The sequence below is a fragment of the Staphylococcus debuckii genome, assembly GCF_003718735.1.
Classification (GTDB): Bacteria; Bacillota; Bacilli; order Staphylococcales; family Staphylococcaceae; genus Staphylococcus; species Staphylococcus debuckii.
In genome coordinates this window covers 525,592-546,805 of sequence record NZ_CP033460.1, presented here as the reverse complement: position 1 = coordinate 546,805, position 21,214 = coordinate 525,592, and the positions used below count along the sequence as shown (strand labels likewise).

The 21,214-nt window shown below is 40.9% G+C and carries 8 protein-coding genes; 2 read left to right on the top strand and 6 right to left on the bottom strand.

Going from position 1 to position 21,214, the window contains the following annotated elements:
• Positions 1–6 precede the first annotated feature (6 nt).
• From secY2 to CNQ82_RS02415, 6 genes are all read right to left on the bottom strand, one after another.
• On the bottom strand, positions 7–1,218 hold the full coding sequence (secY2, locus tag CNQ82_RS02485; protein WP_123143937.1) for an accessory Sec system protein translocase subunit SecY2: 1,212 nt from the start codon (positions 1,216–1,218) through the stop codon (positions 7–9).
• 83 nt (positions 1,219–1,301) lie between these two features.
• Positions 1,302–13,703 (bottom strand): accessory Sec-dependent LPXTG-anchored adhesin, encoded by a 12,402-nt coding sequence (locus tag CNQ82_RS13105; protein WP_164711932.1) that lies wholly within the window; start codon positions 13,701–13,703, stop codon positions 1,302–1,304.
• A gap of 27 nt (positions 13,704–13,730) precedes the next feature.
• Entirely contained in the window at positions 13,731–13,793 is a 63-nt protein-coding gene (locus tag CNQ82_RS13450; protein ID WP_420876463.1) for a KxYKxGKxW signal peptide domain-containing protein, read from the bottom strand.
• A gap of 307 nt (positions 13,794–14,100) precedes the next feature.
• Complete coding sequence (locus CNQ82_RS02425) at positions 14,101–15,408, bottom strand: anaerobic C4-dicarboxylate transporter family protein (protein WP_123143926.1); 1,308 nt, start codon at positions 15,406–15,408, stop codon at positions 14,101–14,103.
• Positions 15,409–15,999: 591 nt separating this feature from the next.
• Positions 16,000–17,934, bottom strand: coding sequence for a catalase (locus CNQ82_RS02420; RefSeq protein WP_123145623.1), 1,935 nt, complete (start codon positions 17,932–17,934; stop codon positions 16,000–16,002).
• 294 nt (positions 17,935–18,228) lie between these two features.
• Positions 18,229–19,017 carry a putative hydro-lyase gene (locus CNQ82_RS02415; RefSeq protein WP_123143925.1) on the bottom strand — a complete coding sequence of 263 codons (789 nt, stop codon included), beginning with the start codon at positions 19,015–19,017 and terminating at the stop codon, positions 18,229–18,231.
• Positions 19,018–20,202: 1,185 nt separating this feature from the next.
• Here CNQ82_RS02415 and tatA point away from each other — a divergent pair.
• Both tatA and tatC read left to right on the top strand, forming a co-directional pair.
• Positions 20,203–20,427 (top strand): twin-arginine translocase TatA/TatE family subunit, encoded by a 225-nt coding sequence (tatA, locus tag CNQ82_RS02410; RefSeq protein WP_123143924.1) that lies wholly within the window; start codon positions 20,203–20,205, stop codon positions 20,425–20,427.
• A gap of 55 nt (positions 20,428–20,482) precedes the next feature.
• Positions 20,483–21,196, top strand: coding sequence for a twin-arginine translocase subunit TatC (gene tatC, locus CNQ82_RS02405; protein WP_206125378.1), 714 nt, complete (start codon positions 20,483–20,485; stop codon positions 21,194–21,196).
• The last annotated feature ends 18 nt before the right edge of the window (positions 21,197–21,214 follow it).

Genomic DNA, 21,214 nt, shown 5'->3' with positions numbered 1-21,214 from the left:
CCTTTCTTACCAATAACGATTTAAGAAACTTTTGTATTGATCGAAATACAAATAGGTTTTTACAGTCTCTACGATATTCAAACTGATATAAACTAATACGATAATTTGCACAGACAGATAAATTTCTTTTGAAAACTGCGGAATCAGTAATGTTGCATATAACGGAATTCCAATAATAACGGTAACAATAAAAGCATCGAGCCAACTGATACGGCGTGCTTTATGCACCAAATATTGAAATGTCGGTTTACCAGGATCTACACCGGGGAAGAAATTCCCGTTCTTCTTAAAGTCTTTGGCTTTTCTTTTAGGATCCAGTATCAACCGCGAAATACCGTAACTGAGCACAAGTTGCAGTAACAAGAAGATGGTAATTCCTATAGGTGTGGAAAAATCTAAGAAATTAAGCGCATCGTTGTTTTTCGAATTGAAAAATTGAACGAGCAGATTAATCGCACTATTCAATACAAAGAAAGCGGCAAAACTAATCATAATGGCAATACTGCCGCCAGGATTCAATTTCCAAGCAAGATAAGTATGTTCTCTGCGGGAGGAAATATCCATAATATCCAGGTATGGCAAACGATATTCTGTAATTTCGATGAAAATTAATACTAATAAAATGACCAGCAACACAAGCAGTGATGAAATCAGTAATACCGGTCCCAATTCTGAAAAAGCTATCTTCTGTCGCATAATGGACCGAATGATGCTTATCATGACGATGGGCATCGGTCCTGCAATGCCGTATCTAGTATTTAAATCAGACAACCACACCAGCATCATCGCGCCGCTGATTAAGACTAGGATAATCAGCCATTTTTCATTCAGCTCTATTTGCGCGTGTGAAAGTAAGGTGAAGACGACAAAGTAAGCTTGAATCAAGGCTAATATCAAGGTAAAAATCTTTTCTTTTGTACTCTTTTCGCGACGTGTTTGTTTCAACATGCGGTCTGAATCCCTGTAGTAAATCAGAGTCATAAATATCATGGACGTCAACCATGGGCCTAAACCGAGCGAGAACACGTTGAGCGCACGATAATCTCCTCCGACATTCGCGGCAGTCATTTTATAAAACTCACTGATAGAAGTGTTGGTACTCACTGTTGTAATGGCCGGGATGTGTGTACCGAATATGTATATAAGCAGAATCCAACATGTAAAAATAATGCGTTTATATAAAATTTTATATTCATAATCTTTGAGATATTTTTTCATGTTAATCCTCTTTTATTTAAAAAATTAAGGCAAGGCCCCAGCACAGTATACATGTACTGGCGGACCTTTACCTTTATTTATTATTACTCTTTATCTTTATTTTCTTTGTTGTCTTTTTTCTTTCTTTTGAATAAACCTAAACCTGCTAACATTGCGGCTACAGCCGGAATGAGACCTCTTCTATTATTCTCATTATTACCCGTATCTGGTAATTCGCTAACTTTATCATGTGTTGATGTCGCGTTTTCTGAAGAATGAGATTCAGGTTGTGCTGTGCTTGTTGAAGTTTGATCTGAGTTCATAGATTGACTGTGATGGACTTCAGATGTTGAAACAGCTTCACTACTTGAGTTGCTCATTTCAGTCGATACGCTTTGTGATATTGAGTTGCTTACTGCCTCTGAGATGCTGCTAGATTCAGAAATACTCATAGATGTTGAGGTACTTTCGGATGATGGCACATTCATAGATTCACTTTCAGATACTGATGTTGATGTGCTTTCTGATGGTGTCATGCTTTCCGATACAGATGTTGACGTGCTTGTTGATGGTGCTGTGCTGATTGAACCATTATTAGAATCTGAGATGCTCTCTGATTCTGAATCGCTGATAGATGTCGATGTACTTTCGGATGGTGGCAAGCTCGTTGATTCGCTCGTACTGATTGAAGTACTTTCGGACGGTTTGGTACTGTTTGAGTCACTGATTGAGCCGGACACACTAGCTGATTCGGAATCGCTGATGGATGTCGACGGATTTTCGGATGGTGGCAAGCTCATTGATTCGCTCGTACTGATTGATGCGCTTTCTGATGGTGTTGTACTGTTTGAATCACTGATTGAACCGGATACGCTGGCTGATTCGGAATCGCTGATAGATGTCGATGTACTTTCGGATGGCGGCAAGCTCGTTGACTCGCTCGTACTGATAGAAGTGCTTTCTGATGGTGTTGTACTGTTTGAGCCACTGATTGAGCCGCTATTAGAATCTGAAATGCTCTCTGATTCTGAATCGCTGATAGATGTTGATTCACTTTCAGATGGTGGCAAGCTTTCTGAATCTGACTCACTTGATGATGTTGACGGATTCAACGATGTGCTCGTGCTTAGTGAATTGGAGTCACTCATACTTGTTGAGTTCGATAATGACGTACTTACACTGATTGATGTTGATTGAGAAGTCGACGCTGAAGTACTTAATGAAGTGCTTAAACGCTCACTTGTGCTCACTGAAGTCGAATCAGATAGAGAAGTACTTATATTGATTGAATCTGATTTACTGTTAGATGCTGAATCACTGACAGATAAACTGCTGCTCAATGATGTTGATTTGCTGAGTGATTGTGCATCGCTTAAGGATGTACTTGTACGTATAGATTCTGATTGACTTGTTGAATTTGTTTCGCTCACTGAAATGCTGTTACTTAATGAATTCGCTATACTTATCGCATTCGAATCACTTAGTGAAGTACTGCCACTTAGAGATGCCGATCTACTTTCTGAAATTGCTGTACTTTCAGAAGTACTCGCACTTACTGACATTGATTGACTTGTTAAATTTTCTTCGCTAATTGATGTACTATCGCTGATAGAATTCGACTGACTTATTGCGAATGAAGCACTCTTCGATTCACTTGCTACTAAGGAATCTGACTTGCTCATTGAATTAACTTCGCTGATTGAAGTACTTTCTTTCAATGAAGCAGAAGTGCTTAACGAAGCAGATTGTTGTTCTGACTCGTTCAGTTCAGAAGAATTTTCATCGCTTAATGAGGTACTTTCAGATAAGCTCATACTCACTTGTTCTGAATTGTATTCTGATAATGATTCGCTTGTTGCTAAGCTTTCTTGTTCAGATTCATGTTCTCTTTCACGTTCCGCTTCACTCTCAGATAGACTCTCACTTGTTAACTCAGAGGAGCTGACACTTGTGGAACCCGATAACGACAAGCTGTTGCTGAGCGAAGTTGATTTTACTGTCGATTGCGAAGTGCTGACTTGTTCACTTGTGCTAAGTGACGTCATGTCAGATAATGAAATACTTTCGCTCATAGATTCTGAAGCATCTGTTGAATGAGACATACTGAGTGATGTACTTGCAACTATAGAATCGGAAGCACTCATAGAATGTGCATCACTTACAGAAGTACTTGAACTTAATGAATCCGATCTGCTCTCTGAGTTCGCATCGCTTAGTGAGGTACTTGCACTCATGGAATCAGATTTGCTAGCTGAATATGCATCGCTTAATGAAGTGCTCGCACTAAGCGAATCTGATTTACTTACTGAATTCGTGTCACTTAGAGATGTGCTTGAACTTAATGAATCTGACTTGCTCATTGAATTAGAAGTACTTTCAGATGCACTTGTACTGATAGAATCAGAGATATTTGCTGAATTAATAGTACTTAATGAAGCACTCGTACTAAGTGAGTCAGATTGACTCATCGAATTGGCTTCATTAAGTGAAGCACTTGTGCTTAAAGATTCTGACGTACTCTCTGAGTTCACTTCGCTTATTGAAGTGCTCTCACTCGTTGAAGCCGAAATACTATTTTGATATTCAGTGCTTTCTGAAGTACTTTGACTGAGAGAATCTGACTTGCTCACTGAATTGACTTCGCTTTCTGATGTACTTGTACTTACAGAAGTTGATGCGCTCTCTGAAACAGATTTACTTTCTGATTCATTGAGTTCTGTAGAATCTTCTTCGCTTAAGGATGTACTTGTCGATAAACTTTCACTAATTTGTTCAGAAGCACTATCTGATGCTGCATGACTTGCCGATAAACTTTCACTGAGTGATTCTGAAGTACGTATTGATGTTGAACCACTATCTGAAAGACTTGTACTCATAGATATTGAAGTACTTTCTGAAGCAGCATCACTCGCTATCAAGCTGTTTCTAACCGAAGTTTCTTCACTTTCCTCAACTGAAAGACTTGTTGATAAGCTAGTGCTCGTTACTTCAGAGAGACTCGCTGATGCAGAATAACTATCAGCTAAACTATCACTTGCTGATACAGATGTACTTGCTGAATCCGAATATACCGTCGATAGACTGCTGCTATCTGACAAGGAGGCACTATCTGATGCTGCATGACTTGCCGATAAACTTTCACTGATAGCTTCAGATACACTCGTTGATGCTGCATGGCTTTCTGCCAAGCTTACACTCAATGACTCAGATGCACTGTCTGATGCTGCATGACTCGCTGACAGACTTTCACTTAGCGATGCTGATGTACTATCTGATGCCGAGTGGCTTGTTGAAAGACTTTCACTGATTTGTTCTGAAAGGCTCATTGATGCTGCATAACTGGATGACAGACTGTCACTTGCTGAAGCAGAATTGCTGCTGCTTACAGATATACTTTCACTGAGTGAAGTTGAGCCTGATGTTGATAAGGATGTGCTGCCTGCAATACTTGTGCTTTCTGATTCTGAGTCCACAACAGATGTTGATTTGCTAGCTGAAATACTCTCACTTTCTGATGTTGATTCATTTAAAGATATTGATGTGCTTGTTGAAATACTAGCACTTGTTTGTTCAGAGTTGCTGACAGATGTTGATTTGCTTTCTGATAAACTTTCGCTGATAACATCTGATTCACTGAGCGATGTGGAGTCGCTTGCTGATGTTTGATTACTGATAGATATTGAAGTACTCATAGAATCAGAAGTACTCATCGATTGCGATTTCACTCTGGCTTCAAAGGTACTTGTCGAAGTTGATAAGCTGGTTGAAATGATTGCGCTCAGTGATTCGGAATTATCGATTGATGTTGATGTACTTTCAGATAAACTATTGCTCACTGACGTTGAGTTTTTAAGTGAGTCGGAAGTGCTAGCCGAAATACTGCCGCTTACCTTTTCAGAGTCACTGGTTGAAGCAGATATACTTTCGGATAATGATGCGCTCACTACACCGCTTGTGCTTTCACTTGCAGCTGTGGAACTGCTGATACTTTCACTGAGTGATGTTGACAGGCTTGTCGAGTCTGATGTGCTGGCTAATATGCTGGCACTTGTTGAGTTAGACAAGCTTGTTGAAGCAGCTTCGCTGATGGATGTACTTGCCGCTGTTGAATCTGACAGACTGGCTGATCTTGATTCGCTTGCGGCTATGCTTGTACTAGTTGAAGCAGAATCACTTGCCATCGAATCTGATAAGCTCGCCGATAATGAAGTACTCAGTGATGCGCTCGTACTGTTACTAGCTACAGTTGAACCGCTGATAGAAGTACTTGTCTCGTCACTTAGGGAAGTACTCTTTGAAGTGCTGGCACTCATACTTGTAGAATGCCCTACACTTTCAGATGTACTTGTACTTTGTGATAATGAAACGTTTGTTGAAGTGACTTCACTATCAGAAGTGCTGGCACTTTCTGAAGCGGATTGACTTTCTGAATATGCAGTACTAGCTGATTCACTTGCTTTGATAGAATCTGATGTACTTTCGGAATTTGCAATACTCTCAGATGTGCTTACCACTTGAGAATCTGACAAACTGGCTGAAGTCGCTTTACTTAATGATGTACTTTGTTCAAACGAATCTGACAGACTCGCTGAGCGTGACTCGCTGATTGAAGTGCTGTCACTCATGGAAGTTGACACACTTGTTGAGCTCGCATTACTCAATGAAGTACTAGCCGCTGTTGATTGAGATAAACTTGTCGAAGCAATTTCACTTACTGAAGTGCTTGCATTTAACGAATCGACTAAGCTTAATGATTCCACTTCGCTATCCGACGTACTGTTGCTCATTGATTCGGAAATACTCATTGATACTTCATTGCTGTCTGACGTACTCGCACTGATAGAGTTAGCTAAGCTTTCTGAACGTGATTCACTTGCTGCAGTACTTGTACTTACAGATTCAGAGATTGCTGTTGAAGTCGACGCACTTTCTACAGTACTTACTTTTACAGAATCTGACAGACTGGCTGAGCGCGACTCACTTGTTAAGATGCTCGTACTGATTGAATCTGACAAGCTTTCGGAATTCACTTTGCTATTAGAAGTACTGGCGCTCATTGATTCTAATTGGCTATTTGAATAGGCTTCGCTCAATGACGTGCTCGCCGCATCTGATTCGCTTGAAGAAGCTGAAATACTGTTGGATTCTGCTATGCTGTCTGAAGTGCTCGCACTGATTGAGTTGGCTAAGCTTGCTGAACGTGATTCGCTCGCTGCAGTGCTCGTACTTAACGAGTCTGACAAGCTTGCTGAGTTAACCATACTTGATGAAGTACTGGCACTAATGGAATCAGCTAAGCTTGTTGAGCTGGATGTACTGATAGAAGTACTTGCAACCGTCGATTCTGACGCACTGGTTGACTTGGCTTCGCTTAATGATGTGCTGGCGCAGAGCGATTGTGAAAGACTTGTTGATTGTGTTGCGCTTTCCGCTTCACTACCACTTAATGATTGTGAAAGGCTTGTCGAGCGTGAATTGCTGGTTTCAGTACTGTCACTCGTTGAAGTAGACAAGCTTGTCGAAACTGAAGTACTTGCCGCTACACTTGAGCTTGTTGATTCTGAAGTACTGATAACAATCGAGCTACTTTCTGAAGTACTCGCACTGATCGAGCCGGCTAAGCTCTCGGAACGTGACTCGCTGATTACTGTACTGTCACTCATGGAAGTCGATAAGCTTACTGAGTTCGATTCGCTGGCTGTAAGGCTTGCACTGGTTGATGTTGAAATACTGCTGGCAAGTGACGTACTGTCGGATTCACTTGTGCTGTCTGAAGTTGATAGACTTTCGGAAAGTACTCTACTATCCGACGTGCTCTTGCTCGTGGATGTTGATAGACTTTCTGATTGTGATTCGCTGGCTGCGGTACTCTTGCTTGTCGATGTTTCTACGCTTTCGGAATTCGATTCGCTCACTTTCAGACTTTCGCTTGTCGATGCTGAGATGCTGCTGGCAAGTGACGTACTGCTGGATGCGCTTTTGCTGTCTGATAACGAATGACTTTCGGAAATTGACGCACTATCTGACGTACTCTTGCTCGTCGATGTCGATAGGCTGGCTGATTGCGACTCGCTTGCTGCAGTACTGTTGCTTGTTGACGTCGCTATACTTTCCGAATTCGATTCGCTCGCTTCTAAACTTTCGCTTGTCGATGCTGAGATACTGCTGGCAAGTGAAGTGCTATTGGATGCGCTCTTGCTGTCTGATAACGAATGACTTTCGGATATCACTGCACTATCTGACGCACTCTTGCTTGTCGATGTTGATAGGCTGGCTGATTGTGACTCGCTTGCTGCAGTACTGTTGCTTGTTGACGTCGCTATACTTTCCGAATTCGATTCGCTCGCTTCTAGGCTTTCGCTTGTCGATGCTGAGATGCTGCTGGCAAGTGACGTACTGTTGGATGCGCTTTTGCTGTCTGATATTGAATGACTTTCGGAAATTGACGCACTATCTGACGTACTCTTGCTCGTCGATGTCGATAGGCTGGCTGATTGTGACTCGCTTGCTGCAATACTGTTGCTTGTCGAAGCCACTATACTTTCAGAATTTGATGCGCTCACTGAAATACTCGAGCTATTTGAGTCAGAGAGTCTTGTAGAAATAGAAAGACTTTCTTGTTCACTATCACTTGTTGAGATAGATTGGCTTGTCGCAATAGAAGTACTTTCTTCCATGCTCAAACTTTCTGAATTAGCCGTACTCTCAGAGATAGCCGCACTTTCCGAAGCACTCTTTTCCAGAGAATCAGAGGTGCTATTTGCAATTGAAGTACTTGTCGATGTGCTTTGTTCTAGGGACGTGGACGTACTTTCTGAATTGGCTATGCTTTCTGATGTACTGGCTTGTGTCGATGTTGACGCACTGATGGATACGGACTCGCTTTCTGATTCGTTGAGACTTTCGGATCCTGAGTTTGCTTGGCTGGTTGATAAACTGCCGCTCAATGATTCGGATAGACTAGTAGATGCTACTGTGCTGTCTGACAGGCTGGTACTGATAGATGCTGATGTAATCTCTGATATAGATGTACTTTCTGAAATGCTTTCACTCGTTGCTGCAGATAAGCTAGTGCTTTCTGATGTGCTTGCACTGATTGAATCGGCTGTACTCAAGGATGTTGAATTACTGTTTGAAAGTTGCGTACTCAATGAATCGGAATTGCTGATCGATGTTGATGTACTGTCTGACTGACGTGTTGAGATAGATGTCGATGTACTTTCTGAATCGGCTGTACTAAGTGATGTGCTTGCGATAACTGAGTCTGAGGCACTCTCTGATGCTGCTAGACTGTTTGATTTGCTTGTGCTTGTAGCGATCGAGTCTCTGATAGATGTTGATGTACTGTCTGAAATACTATTGCTCAACGATGTTGACTTGCTTGTTGATTCAGCTTCACTTGTTGAAATACTAGTTGACGCTGCTTCAGAAGTACTTTCTGATACTACTAGGCTTTGTGAACTGCTGGCGCTGTACGAATCAGATACGCTTTCTGATGCTGCTAGGCTGTCTGATTTGCTTGTACTTGTAACAATTGAGTCGCTGATGGATGCTGAAGTACTGTTTGCAATGCTGTCGCTTAATGATGTCGATGTGCTTGTCGATTCAGCTTCACTTGTGGATGTGCTTTCTGAGATGGATTCAGATGCTGCTTCCGATAAAGAAACACTTTGTGAGCTGCTGGCACTGTATGAGTCGGATAAGCTTTCTGATGCTGCTAGGCTGTCTGATTTGCTTGTACTTGTAGCGATTGAGTCGCTGACCGATGCTGAAGTACTTTTTGCAATGCTGTCGCTTAGCGATGTTGACAAGCTCGTTGATTTGGCTTCACTTGTTGATGTGCTTTCTGAGATGGATTCTGATGCTGCTTCCGATAAAGAAAGACTTTGTGAGCTGCTGGCACTGTATAAGTCGGATAAACTTTCGGACGCTGCTAGACTTGTTGATTTGCTTGCGCTTGTAACGATCGAGTCGCTAATTGATGCCGAAGTACTGTTTGCAATGCTCTCGCTTAAAGAAGTTGATTGACTCGTTGATTTGGCTTCACTTATTGAAGTACTTTCTGAGATTGATTCGGATTCCATTTCTGATAAAGAAACACTTTGTGAACTGCTGGCGCTATAAGAGCCGGATAAACTTTCTGAAGCTACGATGCTGTCTGATTTAATTGTGCTTGTGACAATCGAGTCACTGATTGATGTTGACGTACTGTTTGCAATACTGTCACTCAAGGATGTTGATTGACTCGTTGACTTAGCTTCACTCATTGACGTACTCGCAACAACCGATTCTGATTCGCTTGTTGAATCCGACGCGCTTTCAGAAATTTTAGTGCTCAATGAGTTTGAAGCACTGATTGATGCTGCAGTACTTTCAGATACAACACCACTTAAGGATTCTGACGTACTGATCGATGATGCGGTACTTTCGGATGTGTTCGCACTCACTGAAGCCGCTTCACTCTCAGAAGCTGAAATACTTGATGAAATGCTGTTACTAATAGACTCAGACTTGCTCGTTGAAACTGCGGTACTCTCTGATGTGCTCGCGCTGATAGACATTGAATTGCTATCTGAAACAGATGCACTTTCAGATGCTTGCTCACTCAACACTTCGGAAGTACTTGTAGACGCTGAAATACTTTCAGAGGTGCTCGTACGAATAGAATTCGATTCGCTCAGCGATTTAGCTTCACTAGTTGATGTCGAGGTACTCAAGGAATTCGATTCACTTTCCGATTCTAAAAGACTTGCTGATGTGCTGGCGCTAATTGAATTAGAAGCGGCAATCGAATTACTGCTGCTCTCTGATGTACTCGTATTGATAGACGTTGATGTACTTTGTGAAAGCGAGTTGCTGGCTGAAGTACTGCCTGAAATACTCGCACTTGTCACTTCAGAATCACGTGTTGAAACTGAAGTACTTGCGACCATACTATCGCTGATAGAGCTAGATTCACTTTCTGACTCTGCTGTACTTAATGAGGTACTTTTGCTGACTGAAGCAGAAGTACTTTCTGAGTTTGAAATACTTGATGATTTGCTGTCACTCAATGATGACGATTCACTCATAGATTCTGAATCGCTGGTTGATGTGCTCGTGCTGATGGCTGTCGATGTTTTAATCGAATCTGAAAGACTTGCTGATGTGCTCGCACTGATTGAGCTTGAGGTACTTTCTGAGCCTGACGTACTCAACGAAGTGCTTTCTTTTACAGAATCGGAAGTACTTGCAGAGTTAGCCATACTTGTTGAAATACTGCTGCTTGTCGAACCGGATTCGCTAGCTGAAATTGAAGTACTTTCGGATGTGCTGGCTTTAATGGAATCTGATTCACTTTCTGATTCTAAAAGACTCGTTGAAGTGCTCGCGCTGAGTGAGTCGGATGCACTGGTTGAAGCTACAATGCTCAATGAGGTGCTGGCACTTGTTGAATCGGCAATGCTTTGAGAATTTGAAGTACTGTTGGCAATGCTTGTACTTGTCGCTTCTGATGCACTGAGAGACGCAGAACCGCTCGATGACAGACTGCTGCTCAAGGATTCGGATGCTGTTTTACTGAGTGATTCGGATTCGCTCAAGGCGATACTGCTGCTGGCACTCTTAGATGCTGAATTGCTGGTTGACGTGCTTAAACTGCCGCTTAAGGACTCGGATGCACTGGTTGAAGCTGCAATAGACTGAGACGTACTGACGGCTATAGAACTGCTCAATGAACTAGAGTCGCTTAAAGAAGCGGATGTACTTTCTGAAGTGCTGCGCGCTGAATCTGAAAGGCTCTCTGATAATGATGTACTTTCGGATGCTGAATTGGCTTCGCTTAAGGAAGTGCTCGTTGATTGCGAAGCAGCGTTTGAACTGCTGACTGATGTTGAAGCGGACGTACTTGTTGCAAGTGATTCACTTAGCGCTTGCGATTGAGAAGTACTAGCCGCAATACTGTCTGATGTCGATGCTGAAAGTGATGTTTGTTGAGATGTGCTTGCTGATTGTGACGCTGCTGTGCTTTCTGAAGTGCTGATGGATTGTGACAGACTACCAGAATTACTGTTTGATAGGCTCGTTGAAAGCGAAGTGCTTAATGCTTCAGATTCCGATGTACTTGTTGAAGTACTGCTTGATAATGAAGCGGATGTTGCTTCGCTTAGAGAAGTACTTTGTATGGCGCTTAATGATTGTGATGTTGAAACTGAGTTGGATTCCGCTATGGAGTCACTTTTAGATGTTGAAGCGGAAATGACTTCGCTGTCTGAGGTGCTTGTTGAAGTACTTGTTGATAACGACCCGCTTAGTGATGATGACTTGGAAGTACTAATGGCCGTACTTTCTGATGTTGAAGCGGCAATTGAATTTGCTTCAGACGTACTTAAAGAGCTGCTGGCTGATTGTGATGCCGCAATTGAATTTGCTTTTGAAATAGAGTCACTTTCTGATACTGATGTACTTGCTGCTGTTGAATTGCTCTTTGAAGTACTCGCTGCTTCACTGATAGATTGAGATGTTGATAAGGATTCGCTTGTCTGATTTGAAAGACTGGTTGATGCTGACTGTGAATCCGCTAGGGATCCACTTTTAGATACACTGTCCGAAATGCTTTTTGCAGTGGAAGCACTTAATGAACTGGATGTAGAGCTACTGATTGATGAGCTATTAGATGTTGAAGTGGCCAGTGATGCTGCTGTCGATGCGCTAGTTGAGCCGCTGATTGATTGAGATGTTGCAATAGAATCAGACAATGAAGTTGCTGTACTTGCTGATTGCTGTATAGAAGTACTTAATGAACCACTTGCTGATTGAGAGTCAGATATACTGGCATTCGTTGAGGCCTCAGCACTGGCACTCTCGGAAGCTGAGGTGCTTTTCGACAGAGAATCGGCAACGATACTTGCACTTGTTGAAGTTGATGCTGATGCTGCACTTGTACTGGTTGATTGCACGATAGATGTACTTGTCGATTGTGATTGTACTGGATCGACGCCTTTAATGGTTGTCGCAAAGTAATTCGCTTTGCCTAAGCTGCTATCATTTTGCGAAGCATAAGGTATAAATGTAAACGATAAATCTGCTTTAGGGTCGGAAATCGGCACCGTAAAGATAGATGTAATGCCATATCCTTTCCCCGTGTTGGTAGAAGTGATGGTTGTATATGGCCAACTATAACCATTACCATTCTTTGTCATCGGGTTATCAGTAGGCCTTGGTGTCGTCAAAAATTTTGTAGGTGCATCCCAAGTAGATAGCCCTGATTGTACATTCGTCGGTGTACCATAACCTGCACCTAAAGTAATCATCGGTACTGTCGCAGTTCCCCATGTATTCATAGTTACTGTATTAGAGTTTAAAGATGGTTTTTCTACAGTAGTCGTGTCAGGATTGTCATAGGTTACTGTATATACAAATGTTAATGAAGTATTGTTGGTATTCGTAATAGTTAAATGATAATAAATCGATACGCCATTATATTTATCTTTGCCTACGCCTGTATAAGTTGTAGACGTAGTAGTTGCTGCGGCTGCTGCCATTTGAGCCGCTTGTGGTGTTGCGGCTAACATTCTCACGCGTAAAGGTGAATTAGACATACTGGTACTAGTGCTTGTTGATGGATTCACACTACTAGAAGTACTGTTTGATGATGTCGTACTTTGCGTGCCACTCGCATCAGTTTTTGTTGAATTCTGAGAGTTGGTTGAAGCTGTTTTATTCGAAGCACTACTTGATGTTGTACTGTTATCTGATGTGCTGTTGGCAACTGACTTTTTATCTGTTGAAGAGGTAGTCGTACTATCTTTAGCGGAAGTACTATCAGCTGAAGATTTAGTTGTACTTTGAGAAGCTTCTGAACTACCTTTCGTTAAGTTTTCAGAATCTTTTTGTTCTTGATGGGTCTGACTTTCACTTGATTGCGTATGCGCCTGGCTCTCAGAATTATCCGTACTTGAAGAAGCCTCTGAGTTTTGGATAGCTTCAGATTTTGATGTGCTTGTTTCTGAAGTTTTATGGCTTTCAGATGGCTCACTAAATTGTGATGATTGTGACGATTCAGCGGATTTTGAAACCGACTTGCTTTCTGTTTGAGAATCGCTTGTTGATTCAACTTGTTCGTCTTTTCCGCTTTCCGACATACTGCTTGAATCAATAGCTTCACTTTGTTCTGACGTACTTGTTTGTGAAGGTGCAGTACTTTCTGCTTGAGAGGATTCAGTGTTGGTTTCGCTTGCTGAGCTTTCTGTACTTGCATTCGTGTTAGATTGGCTTGCTGAAGATTTAGTCAGAGAGGTAGAATTTTGATTTGCAACTGTCTCACTGAAAGATGATAACTCAGAAGTGACAGGGGTTTCTGAAGCTGCGAATGCTTGGTGTCCATCTATTAAATTCATTGTGGCAAATGCGCCGCCTACCACAGCGGATTTTTTAATGAAGTCTTTTTTCAAATCGTCGGTTGTATCTACATCAAGTTCAATTTTTTGTTCCTTTTCAACCGATTTATTTCTAAAAGGCATTCCCATAATTCGTAATAATTCAATTTCTTTTAATCAAGCTTTAATCCAATGTTTGCCGGCTTTATATAGCTTGAACCTTACCTTTTTTTCTCCCATGCTTTGTTCGAGTTTTTTCTTTTTCTTCGACATTCATACAATCCCCAATCTTTTCTTTATAAATATTTTCTGCTCTATCAAAAAGTCGATTATATTTTTACTTATCCTTTAAATATATGATGTTTAATTGCTTTTTACAACAACTTTAACAAAATTTTCTAATTTAAAAATATAAAATCAAAGAAATTCACTATTAGGCTATGCTACTACAGTATTTAGTATTGCACTGAAATTGAAACTTAAACATTTTCAAAATGCAAAAAACAGACAGAAACACTCCAGCAGAAGTCTTTCCATCTGTTTAAAATTAAATTCCAAGTATTGCTTTTATAGTAAAGCCTATAATGACTGAGACCGTAATGGCAAAAAATCCAGGCACGATAAAGCTGGTTGCCCGAGTCTGTTTCGTCTCATCAAGATCCACTGCAAATAACAGGGTGGGTTGCGCAGGAATCACGAAATTGACATTTAAAGTCTGTACCATGGCTAAGAAAAAGGTCGGTGGCACGCCGATGCTCATCAAGATTGGAAGCATAATCGAAGCCGTAGCTGATTGCGAGATGACAATAATTGTAACGAGCGAAACCAGAATAATAACGAGCCAAGGTACCTGTTCAATAATACCGCCTATTTCCTGGGTCATAATTTTTTTATTCTGTGGTGCACTGAAGATGGTCGCACCTAGCCAACCAGGCCCAAGCACTGCAAACAAGGCACCAATTGCAGATTGTGTAATGTGCGAAGACAAAATATCACTTGTTTTCAGTTTAACCAATACGAGATTGACTGCTGCACTGGCATACATAAAGAGTTGGACAATATCCGTTGTCTGTAATTTAATCATTTTGCCGTCTACTTTAAATGTAGGAACGAGATCTGAAAATATACCGAATACTAAAATACAACCTACGCCAATTAAAAAGGCCGCTACTCCGAGTTTAACTCTGCGTGGAAAATACGGTTTAATACTTTCTTCTTCTAAATCGCTCAAGATATTTTCAGCAAATACGCTTGGTTGAACATTGCGTTTACGTCCAACAAATGTGCAGTAAACACTGAGTGCTAACATGCTGAGTAAGGCAGTCGGTAAAACGATAGATAGATATTTACCCATCGTTACTCCAGTTACTGCTAATGTTGCAATAATATATGCCGTTGCTGAGGCTGCCGGACTACAAAGCAAAGCTAAGTTTGCCGTTAATACTGAGGCGATGAGCGGTCGCTTCGGTTGAATCCCTGCTTTCGTCGCAGTCTTTGCAATAATAGGTTCAAGTGATAATGCAATATTTGCTGTTCCGATGCCAAATACAAATAAGAAGACAATCATCGGCGCAATAAAAATAATAGACTTTGGAAAGCGTTCAATAATCTTTGAAGCGAGGTATACGAGATAATCTATACCTCCTGTTGCTTGCAAAGTTCCTCCTGCAATACCAATAGATAAAATAATAAGTACGGCTGTCACCGGGGCGGATCCCGGAGGCAAGCCAAATATAAATATCATAATCAACTGTGCTACAATGGCGAAAATACCACAGCCTAATGCACCCGCTGTTCTCAGTCCCATAATAATAGCGAGTACCATAATCACAATTTCCGTTATAAATAGGAACATGTTGACTCCTCACTTTACCCTTTTAAACTTTGTGAAAAATTTACCATGGTTTAGTGTATCACGATGTAAGAAATTTCGGCATGCCGTTTTCACTCTTAAATTCGACTATTTCGTAACAATTTTTAAATCTATCTTCATTTTCTCACTACATTATTTTGAAATAAAAAATTACTTAAGTGTGTTGAGGATTAATAGCGTATTTATTTTAACTTAAGTTGTGAAGCGGTTTTTACTTTTACCTGCTTAGGGTAGTTTGAACTGCGAGGAAGTGCCAAGAAAAAAACGGAATCTAGATACTAGTTTTCGAGTTGTATCTAAAAAACACTATATTCTAGACACTACTTTTTGAGTTGTGTCTAGAAAACACCCGAATCTGGACACTAGTTTTTGAGTTGTGTCTTGATTATACGGATATTGGACACGTTGCTCTCATTCTTGGCCAATATATCCGTTTATTGGACACGTTGACTCCCATCTTGGCCAATATATTCCTATCCCCCCATCCCCAATAACTTTTCCTCACAATAAAAGGGCTAGGACACCAATTGATGTCCTAGCCCCTAAATCTTGCTTAATATCTCATTCACTTATTTATTTTCTATCCCAATAACGCACTTTATCAAATGCTTTCACGATAGTATCTGGATTATCTGAAGTGAAGACGCCTGGTGCATCTAATTTGATTTTGCCATCTTGTAAATCTTTAGCTGCCGCTTCGTTAAAGATAATCGGCTTTTTATGTTTGTAAGCCAATGCTGCAAATTCTTCTGCATCCGGCACTAAACCATTGCCATCTGATAGAATCACTAAGCTGTCGAATAAAGTAGAGTGTCCTGTTTCATAAGTGTCATTCACTGTGATGTCATCTGACAATTCTTTTTGTTGTTTACCAATGAAAGCATAGTTTAAACCGTTTGAAGCAAATTCTTTTGCATATTTTTTCAATGTTTCTGGATCGATATCGCCGTTAATCAATACGGCTACTGAGTGACCTGGTAATGGACGATTATATTTTTCCATCGTCAATTGACTGTCTTTTTTATCGGATTTTACTTCTTCATTTTCTTCCGGAACTGTAACGCCTACATTATCTGCTACACGTTCGGCAAGTTCACGGTCAATTTTATTTAATTGATTAACTGCGCGTTGACGCACATCCATACTTTTACATTTACCAATTTCAAATGAGAAACCGTCAACTGTATGGTCATATTCAGGTTGCGTTAAGCTGTTAAGATATAATTTAGCTTGTGAGTAATAGTCTTTGAAACTTTCACTGCGTGTACGCACTTTATGACCTTCAACGCGTTCTGGATAGTGTTCGAAACCGCCTTGTGCTTTAGAGCTAGTGAATGGGCAGTTACCTTCCATACCATTGTTGTGATAAGATGTTTTATCTGTATGGATATCCATTTGGTACATTGCATCACGTTGGTTATTGTGCACTTTATTCACTGGGCGGTTGATAGGAATTTGGTTAAAGTTAGGGCCCCCAAGACGTGAAATTTGTGTATCTGTGTAGGAGAAAAGACGACCTTGTAAGAGTGGGTCATCTGAGAAATCTATCCCTGGCACGACATGTCCTGGATGGAAAGCGATTTGTTCGATTTCATCAAAGACATTGTCTACATTGCGGTTCAATGTCATTTTACCTACAATTTTTACAGGAATTTCATCTTCCGGCCATAATTTAGTCGGATCTAAGATATCGAAGTCGAAATCAAATTCTTGGTCTTCGCGAATAATTTGCAGACCTAATTCCCAAGCTGGGTAATCACCTTTTTCGATTGATTCATGTAAGTCTTTACGATGGAAATCGATATCTTTACCTTGTAAGATTTGTGCTTCATCCCATACTAATGATTCTAAACCATATACTGGACGCCAATGGAATTTAACAAAGAAAGATTCGCCTTTTGCGTTAACTAAACGGTACGTATGTACGCCGAATCCTTCAAGTTGACGAATATTTTTCGGAATACCGCGGTCACTCATGACCCACATTGTGGTATGTGACGCTTCTGGATTTTCAGCAAAGAAGTCCCAGAATGTATCATGTGCCGAACCACCTTGTGGCGTTTCTGTATCAGGTTCAGGTTTCACTGCATGAATCACGTCCGGGAATTTGATTGCATCTTGGACGAAGAAGACTGGAATATCGTTACCTACTAAGTCAAAGATACCTTCGTCAGTGTAGAATTTAGTTGCGAAACCACGTACGTCACGAACTGTATCCGGAGAACCTTTCGAACCTTGTACTGTAGAAATTCTCGTAAATAACGGTGTCTTCTTATCAGTATTTGTTAAGAAATCAGCTGATGTATATTCTGATAAATCTTCATATAATTCGAATTCGCCATGAGCACCAAAGCCGCGTGCATGTACTACGCGTTCTGGAATACGTTCATGGTCGAAATGCATAATTTTTTCTCTGAAATGAAAGTCTTCAAGCAGGCTTGGCCCACGTTCGCCTGCTGTTAAAGTGAGTTCGTCTTCGCTGACTTTTGTACCATTATTGGTAGTCATCGGTTGGTCTTTACCGTTTTTCTTAAACTGTTCCAACTGCTCGAGCTTTTTATTATTATTTTCTTCTTGTTTACTCAATGTAAATCCCCCTCACATATGTGTAAAAATAAAACCACGGTAATCTGTTCCCTTTTAGAGTTTATATAAAACTCAATTTGCATTTAATGTTGATTTATATAATAAAAATATACAAATACCGGAATGTGTGTAGTATTTTTTGAGGAGGAGTGGATGAAAAAAAGCACCCCTTTCAAAAAGGGAGGTGCTCTCCAAGTCTTTCTTTTCCGCCAGGGGTTAGTCACTGAGTTCACTGTCTTTGATGTCGGTGATGAACATATGGCCAGGTGCGTGTGTGATGATCAGGTCGGGTTTGGCATCGAGTGCGACTGATTGCGGGGTCACGCCGCAGCCCCAAAAGACGGGTACTTCGTTGGCTTTAATTTGGACGGGTTCGCCGAAATCTGGATGGTCTAGGTCTTCTACTCCGATGTCTGCTGGGTTGCCGATATGGATTGGTGAGCCGTGGACGTTCTTGAAATGTGTGGTGATTTCTGTGGCACGGATGGCGTCTTTCATGGTCATGGGACGCATGCTGACTGTGATGTTGCCGTCAAAGCGTCCTGCTGGTTCGGCGGGTATATTGGTGATGTACATGGGAACGTTGTGGCCTTCTTCAAGATGGCGCAGTGGAATTCCGGCTTCTAGCAAGGCGTGTTCGAAGGTGAAGCTGCAGCCGATCAGGAAGCTGACCATGTCTTCGTTAAACAGGTCTTGTACGTCTGTCGGTGTGTCAATAAGTTCTCCGTTTTTATAAACGCGGTAAGCGCCTACGTCTGTAGTGATATCTGCATCTTTGCCGTATTTGGAAAAGTTGACTTCGCCGACTTCTGAGACGTCGAGCAATGGGCAGGTTTTCGGATTTTTGAAACAGAATTTTAAAAAATCATATGCATATTTTGAAGGTAGAATAACGACATTGGCTTGAATGTAACCTTTTGCCATCCCGCTTGTATGTCCTGTGACTTCTTTTTCTCGAATTTTTTTACGCAAGGCTTGCGGCGAAATATTTTGTAAATCTGTCATGTGTAAACATCCCCTTTGTTTAGTGTTTGTACTATTTTAACAGATTCTGGGGGGATGTGCGCGGTTGTGTGTAAGCGTTTTCTCGTTTTTGTCTTACGGCTTATAAAGAACGGTGGTAGTGCGGTTGGGGATATAGACTGAAATCAGTCGACTTTATGTTAGGCTAATTTGTAATGTTTTTGTACATTATATGTTGCGGTAACTTTATTTCCATGCTATGATTTATGTGTATTAAAAAAGAAGATACTAGCGGCGAACTAGTATCTTCCGAGTAAAGGCTCACAACTGGTGCTTGTGAATACCAAACGAACCTTTTGGTTGGCTGATTAAGTTCTCATTAAACTTAATCAGCTTATTTTTTTGTCTTATGGCTTATAACGAACACTATCAGTACAAAGACTAACACAACGGTTAGTAACGTATCTGCATTGATGTTTATTTCTATCAATGTATGCATCGCTATCACCCCTCTCTGCTGTCCAATTAAAGGCCCAGAGAGATACTCACAAAAAAGTGCAAGGTTCTTTACTCATGAAAATATTTTACCACCATCGATAGCAAACAGACAACTTTCTGTTAGGCGAAATTGTAATATTTTGTAATTCGTTATGGTAATATTATTCGTTTTATGCTATGATATTTTTGCTATACCAAAAGAAGATACTAGGCGGAAACTAGTATCCTCTCTGAGTAAAGGCTCACAATTCATGGTTGTGAATACCAAACGAACCTTTTTGGTTGGCTGATTAAGTTCTTGCGAAACTTATTTAGCTTATTTTTTTGTCATGTGGCAATATACTTAGTTTAGCTATAGAGGAATCTACAACAGCGGATTCTTTTATAGCTATTTTTTATACGGTTTAGAAGGAATTTAACTATCTCTTGCTTAGGATTTTAGACCCTATCTGTATAGGCGCCACTTCCTTGCCTAGACACTTTCAGTCCTATCTGTATAAGCGCCACCTCCTCGCCTACTCGCCCACCTACCGCTCCTGCCCCGCCTCTTCTTCTAACTACCTTCACTCGCACATAACAATCCAATATTTTCTGCTTAGATCTCACTCTCAAACTAACGCCCCTCTCATTTTCCCGCTTTTTGTCAAAATTTATTTTTAATTGATATTGATAATCTTTATCAACAGGTATAAAGTAAAGGTAATCAATCTTTAAGAGAGGTACAACTTTATGTTTACAAATATATTTGTCCTTGGTATCACTGGTCCTACGAGTTTAGTTGTCATTGCCATTATCGCCTTAATTATTTTCGGTCCGACGAAATTGCCTCAATTCGGCAGAGCTATCGGATCGACTTTGAAAGAATTTAAATCTGCTGCTGAGCATATAGATGAAGATTCGCACGAGACACCCAGTAAACCCTCAGAATCTCAACGTAAAGAATCAACAAAATAACGACACTATAGAATCAGAATCCTACGCCACCCAAACGAGCAGCTATACTTCTAGCTTGCTCGGCCATTTTGGAGAGTTACGCAGCCGCTTGCTTAAAGCAGGTATTGCTTTTATTGTTGCTGTACTCATCATGTACATTTCTTCGCACTGGTGGATGCATCCGTTTATCCATGAAATTAAACGTGGCAATATGACTTTGCATGCTTTTTCCTTTACGGAAATGATTCAAATCTATGTCATGATTATTTTCTTTGGTGCCTTGCTGCTGGTTTCACCGATTATTTTCTATCAGTTATGGGCTTTTATCGCGCCTGGTTTGCATGCAAATGAAAGAGGCTTTATTAGAAGGTATAGTGCTTTCTGTGCTTTCTTTTTCCTAGCAGGTATTGCCTTTGCGTACTTTATCGGCTTCCCGCTGATTATCCATTTCTCGCTTAATTTATCGGGAATCATGGATATTGCGCCGGTGATCGGCTTCAAGGAGTATTTATCGGAACTCTTGCGTTGGCTGCTCATCTTTGGCATTTTGTTCCAATTGCCGGTAGTGTTGTTCGGTTTAGCGAGATTTGGTTTGATCGATGCGCATCAGTTATCGAAATCACGTAAATATGTTTATTTCGCGTGTTTTGTAGGTGCCAGTATTGTCGCACCGCCGGACTTGTTGCTGAACATTCTATTAACTATTCCTTTAATTTTATTATTCGAAGTCAGTATGGTGATTGTGAAAGTTACGCAGTTGCGCCATCCGCAGACATTTCCTGAGAAATAAATATAACACCCGTTCTGC

Coding starts and splice junctions, on each gene's coding strand:
- CNQ82_RS02420 (WP_123145623.1), bottom strand. CDS start 17,934: ATGACTACCAATAATGGTACAAAAGTCAGCGAAGACGAACTCACTTTA.
- CNQ82_RS02425 (WP_123143926.1), bottom strand. CDS start 15,408: ATGTTCCTATTTATAACGGAAATTGTGATTATGGTACTCGCTATTATT.
- secY2 (WP_123143937.1), bottom strand. CDS start 1,218: ATGAAAAAATATCTCAAAGATTATGAATATAAAATTTTATATAAACGC.
- CNQ82_RS02415 (WP_123143925.1), bottom strand. CDS start 19,017: ATGACAGATTTACAAAATATTTCGCCGCAAGCCTTGCGTAAAAAAATT.
- CNQ82_RS13105 (WP_164711932.1), bottom strand. CDS start 13,703: ATGGGAATGCCTTTTAGAAATAAATCGGTTGAAAAGGAACAAAAAATT.
- tatA (WP_123143924.1), top strand. CDS start 20,203: ATGTTTACAAATATATTTGTCCTTGGTATCACTGGTCCTACGAGTTTA.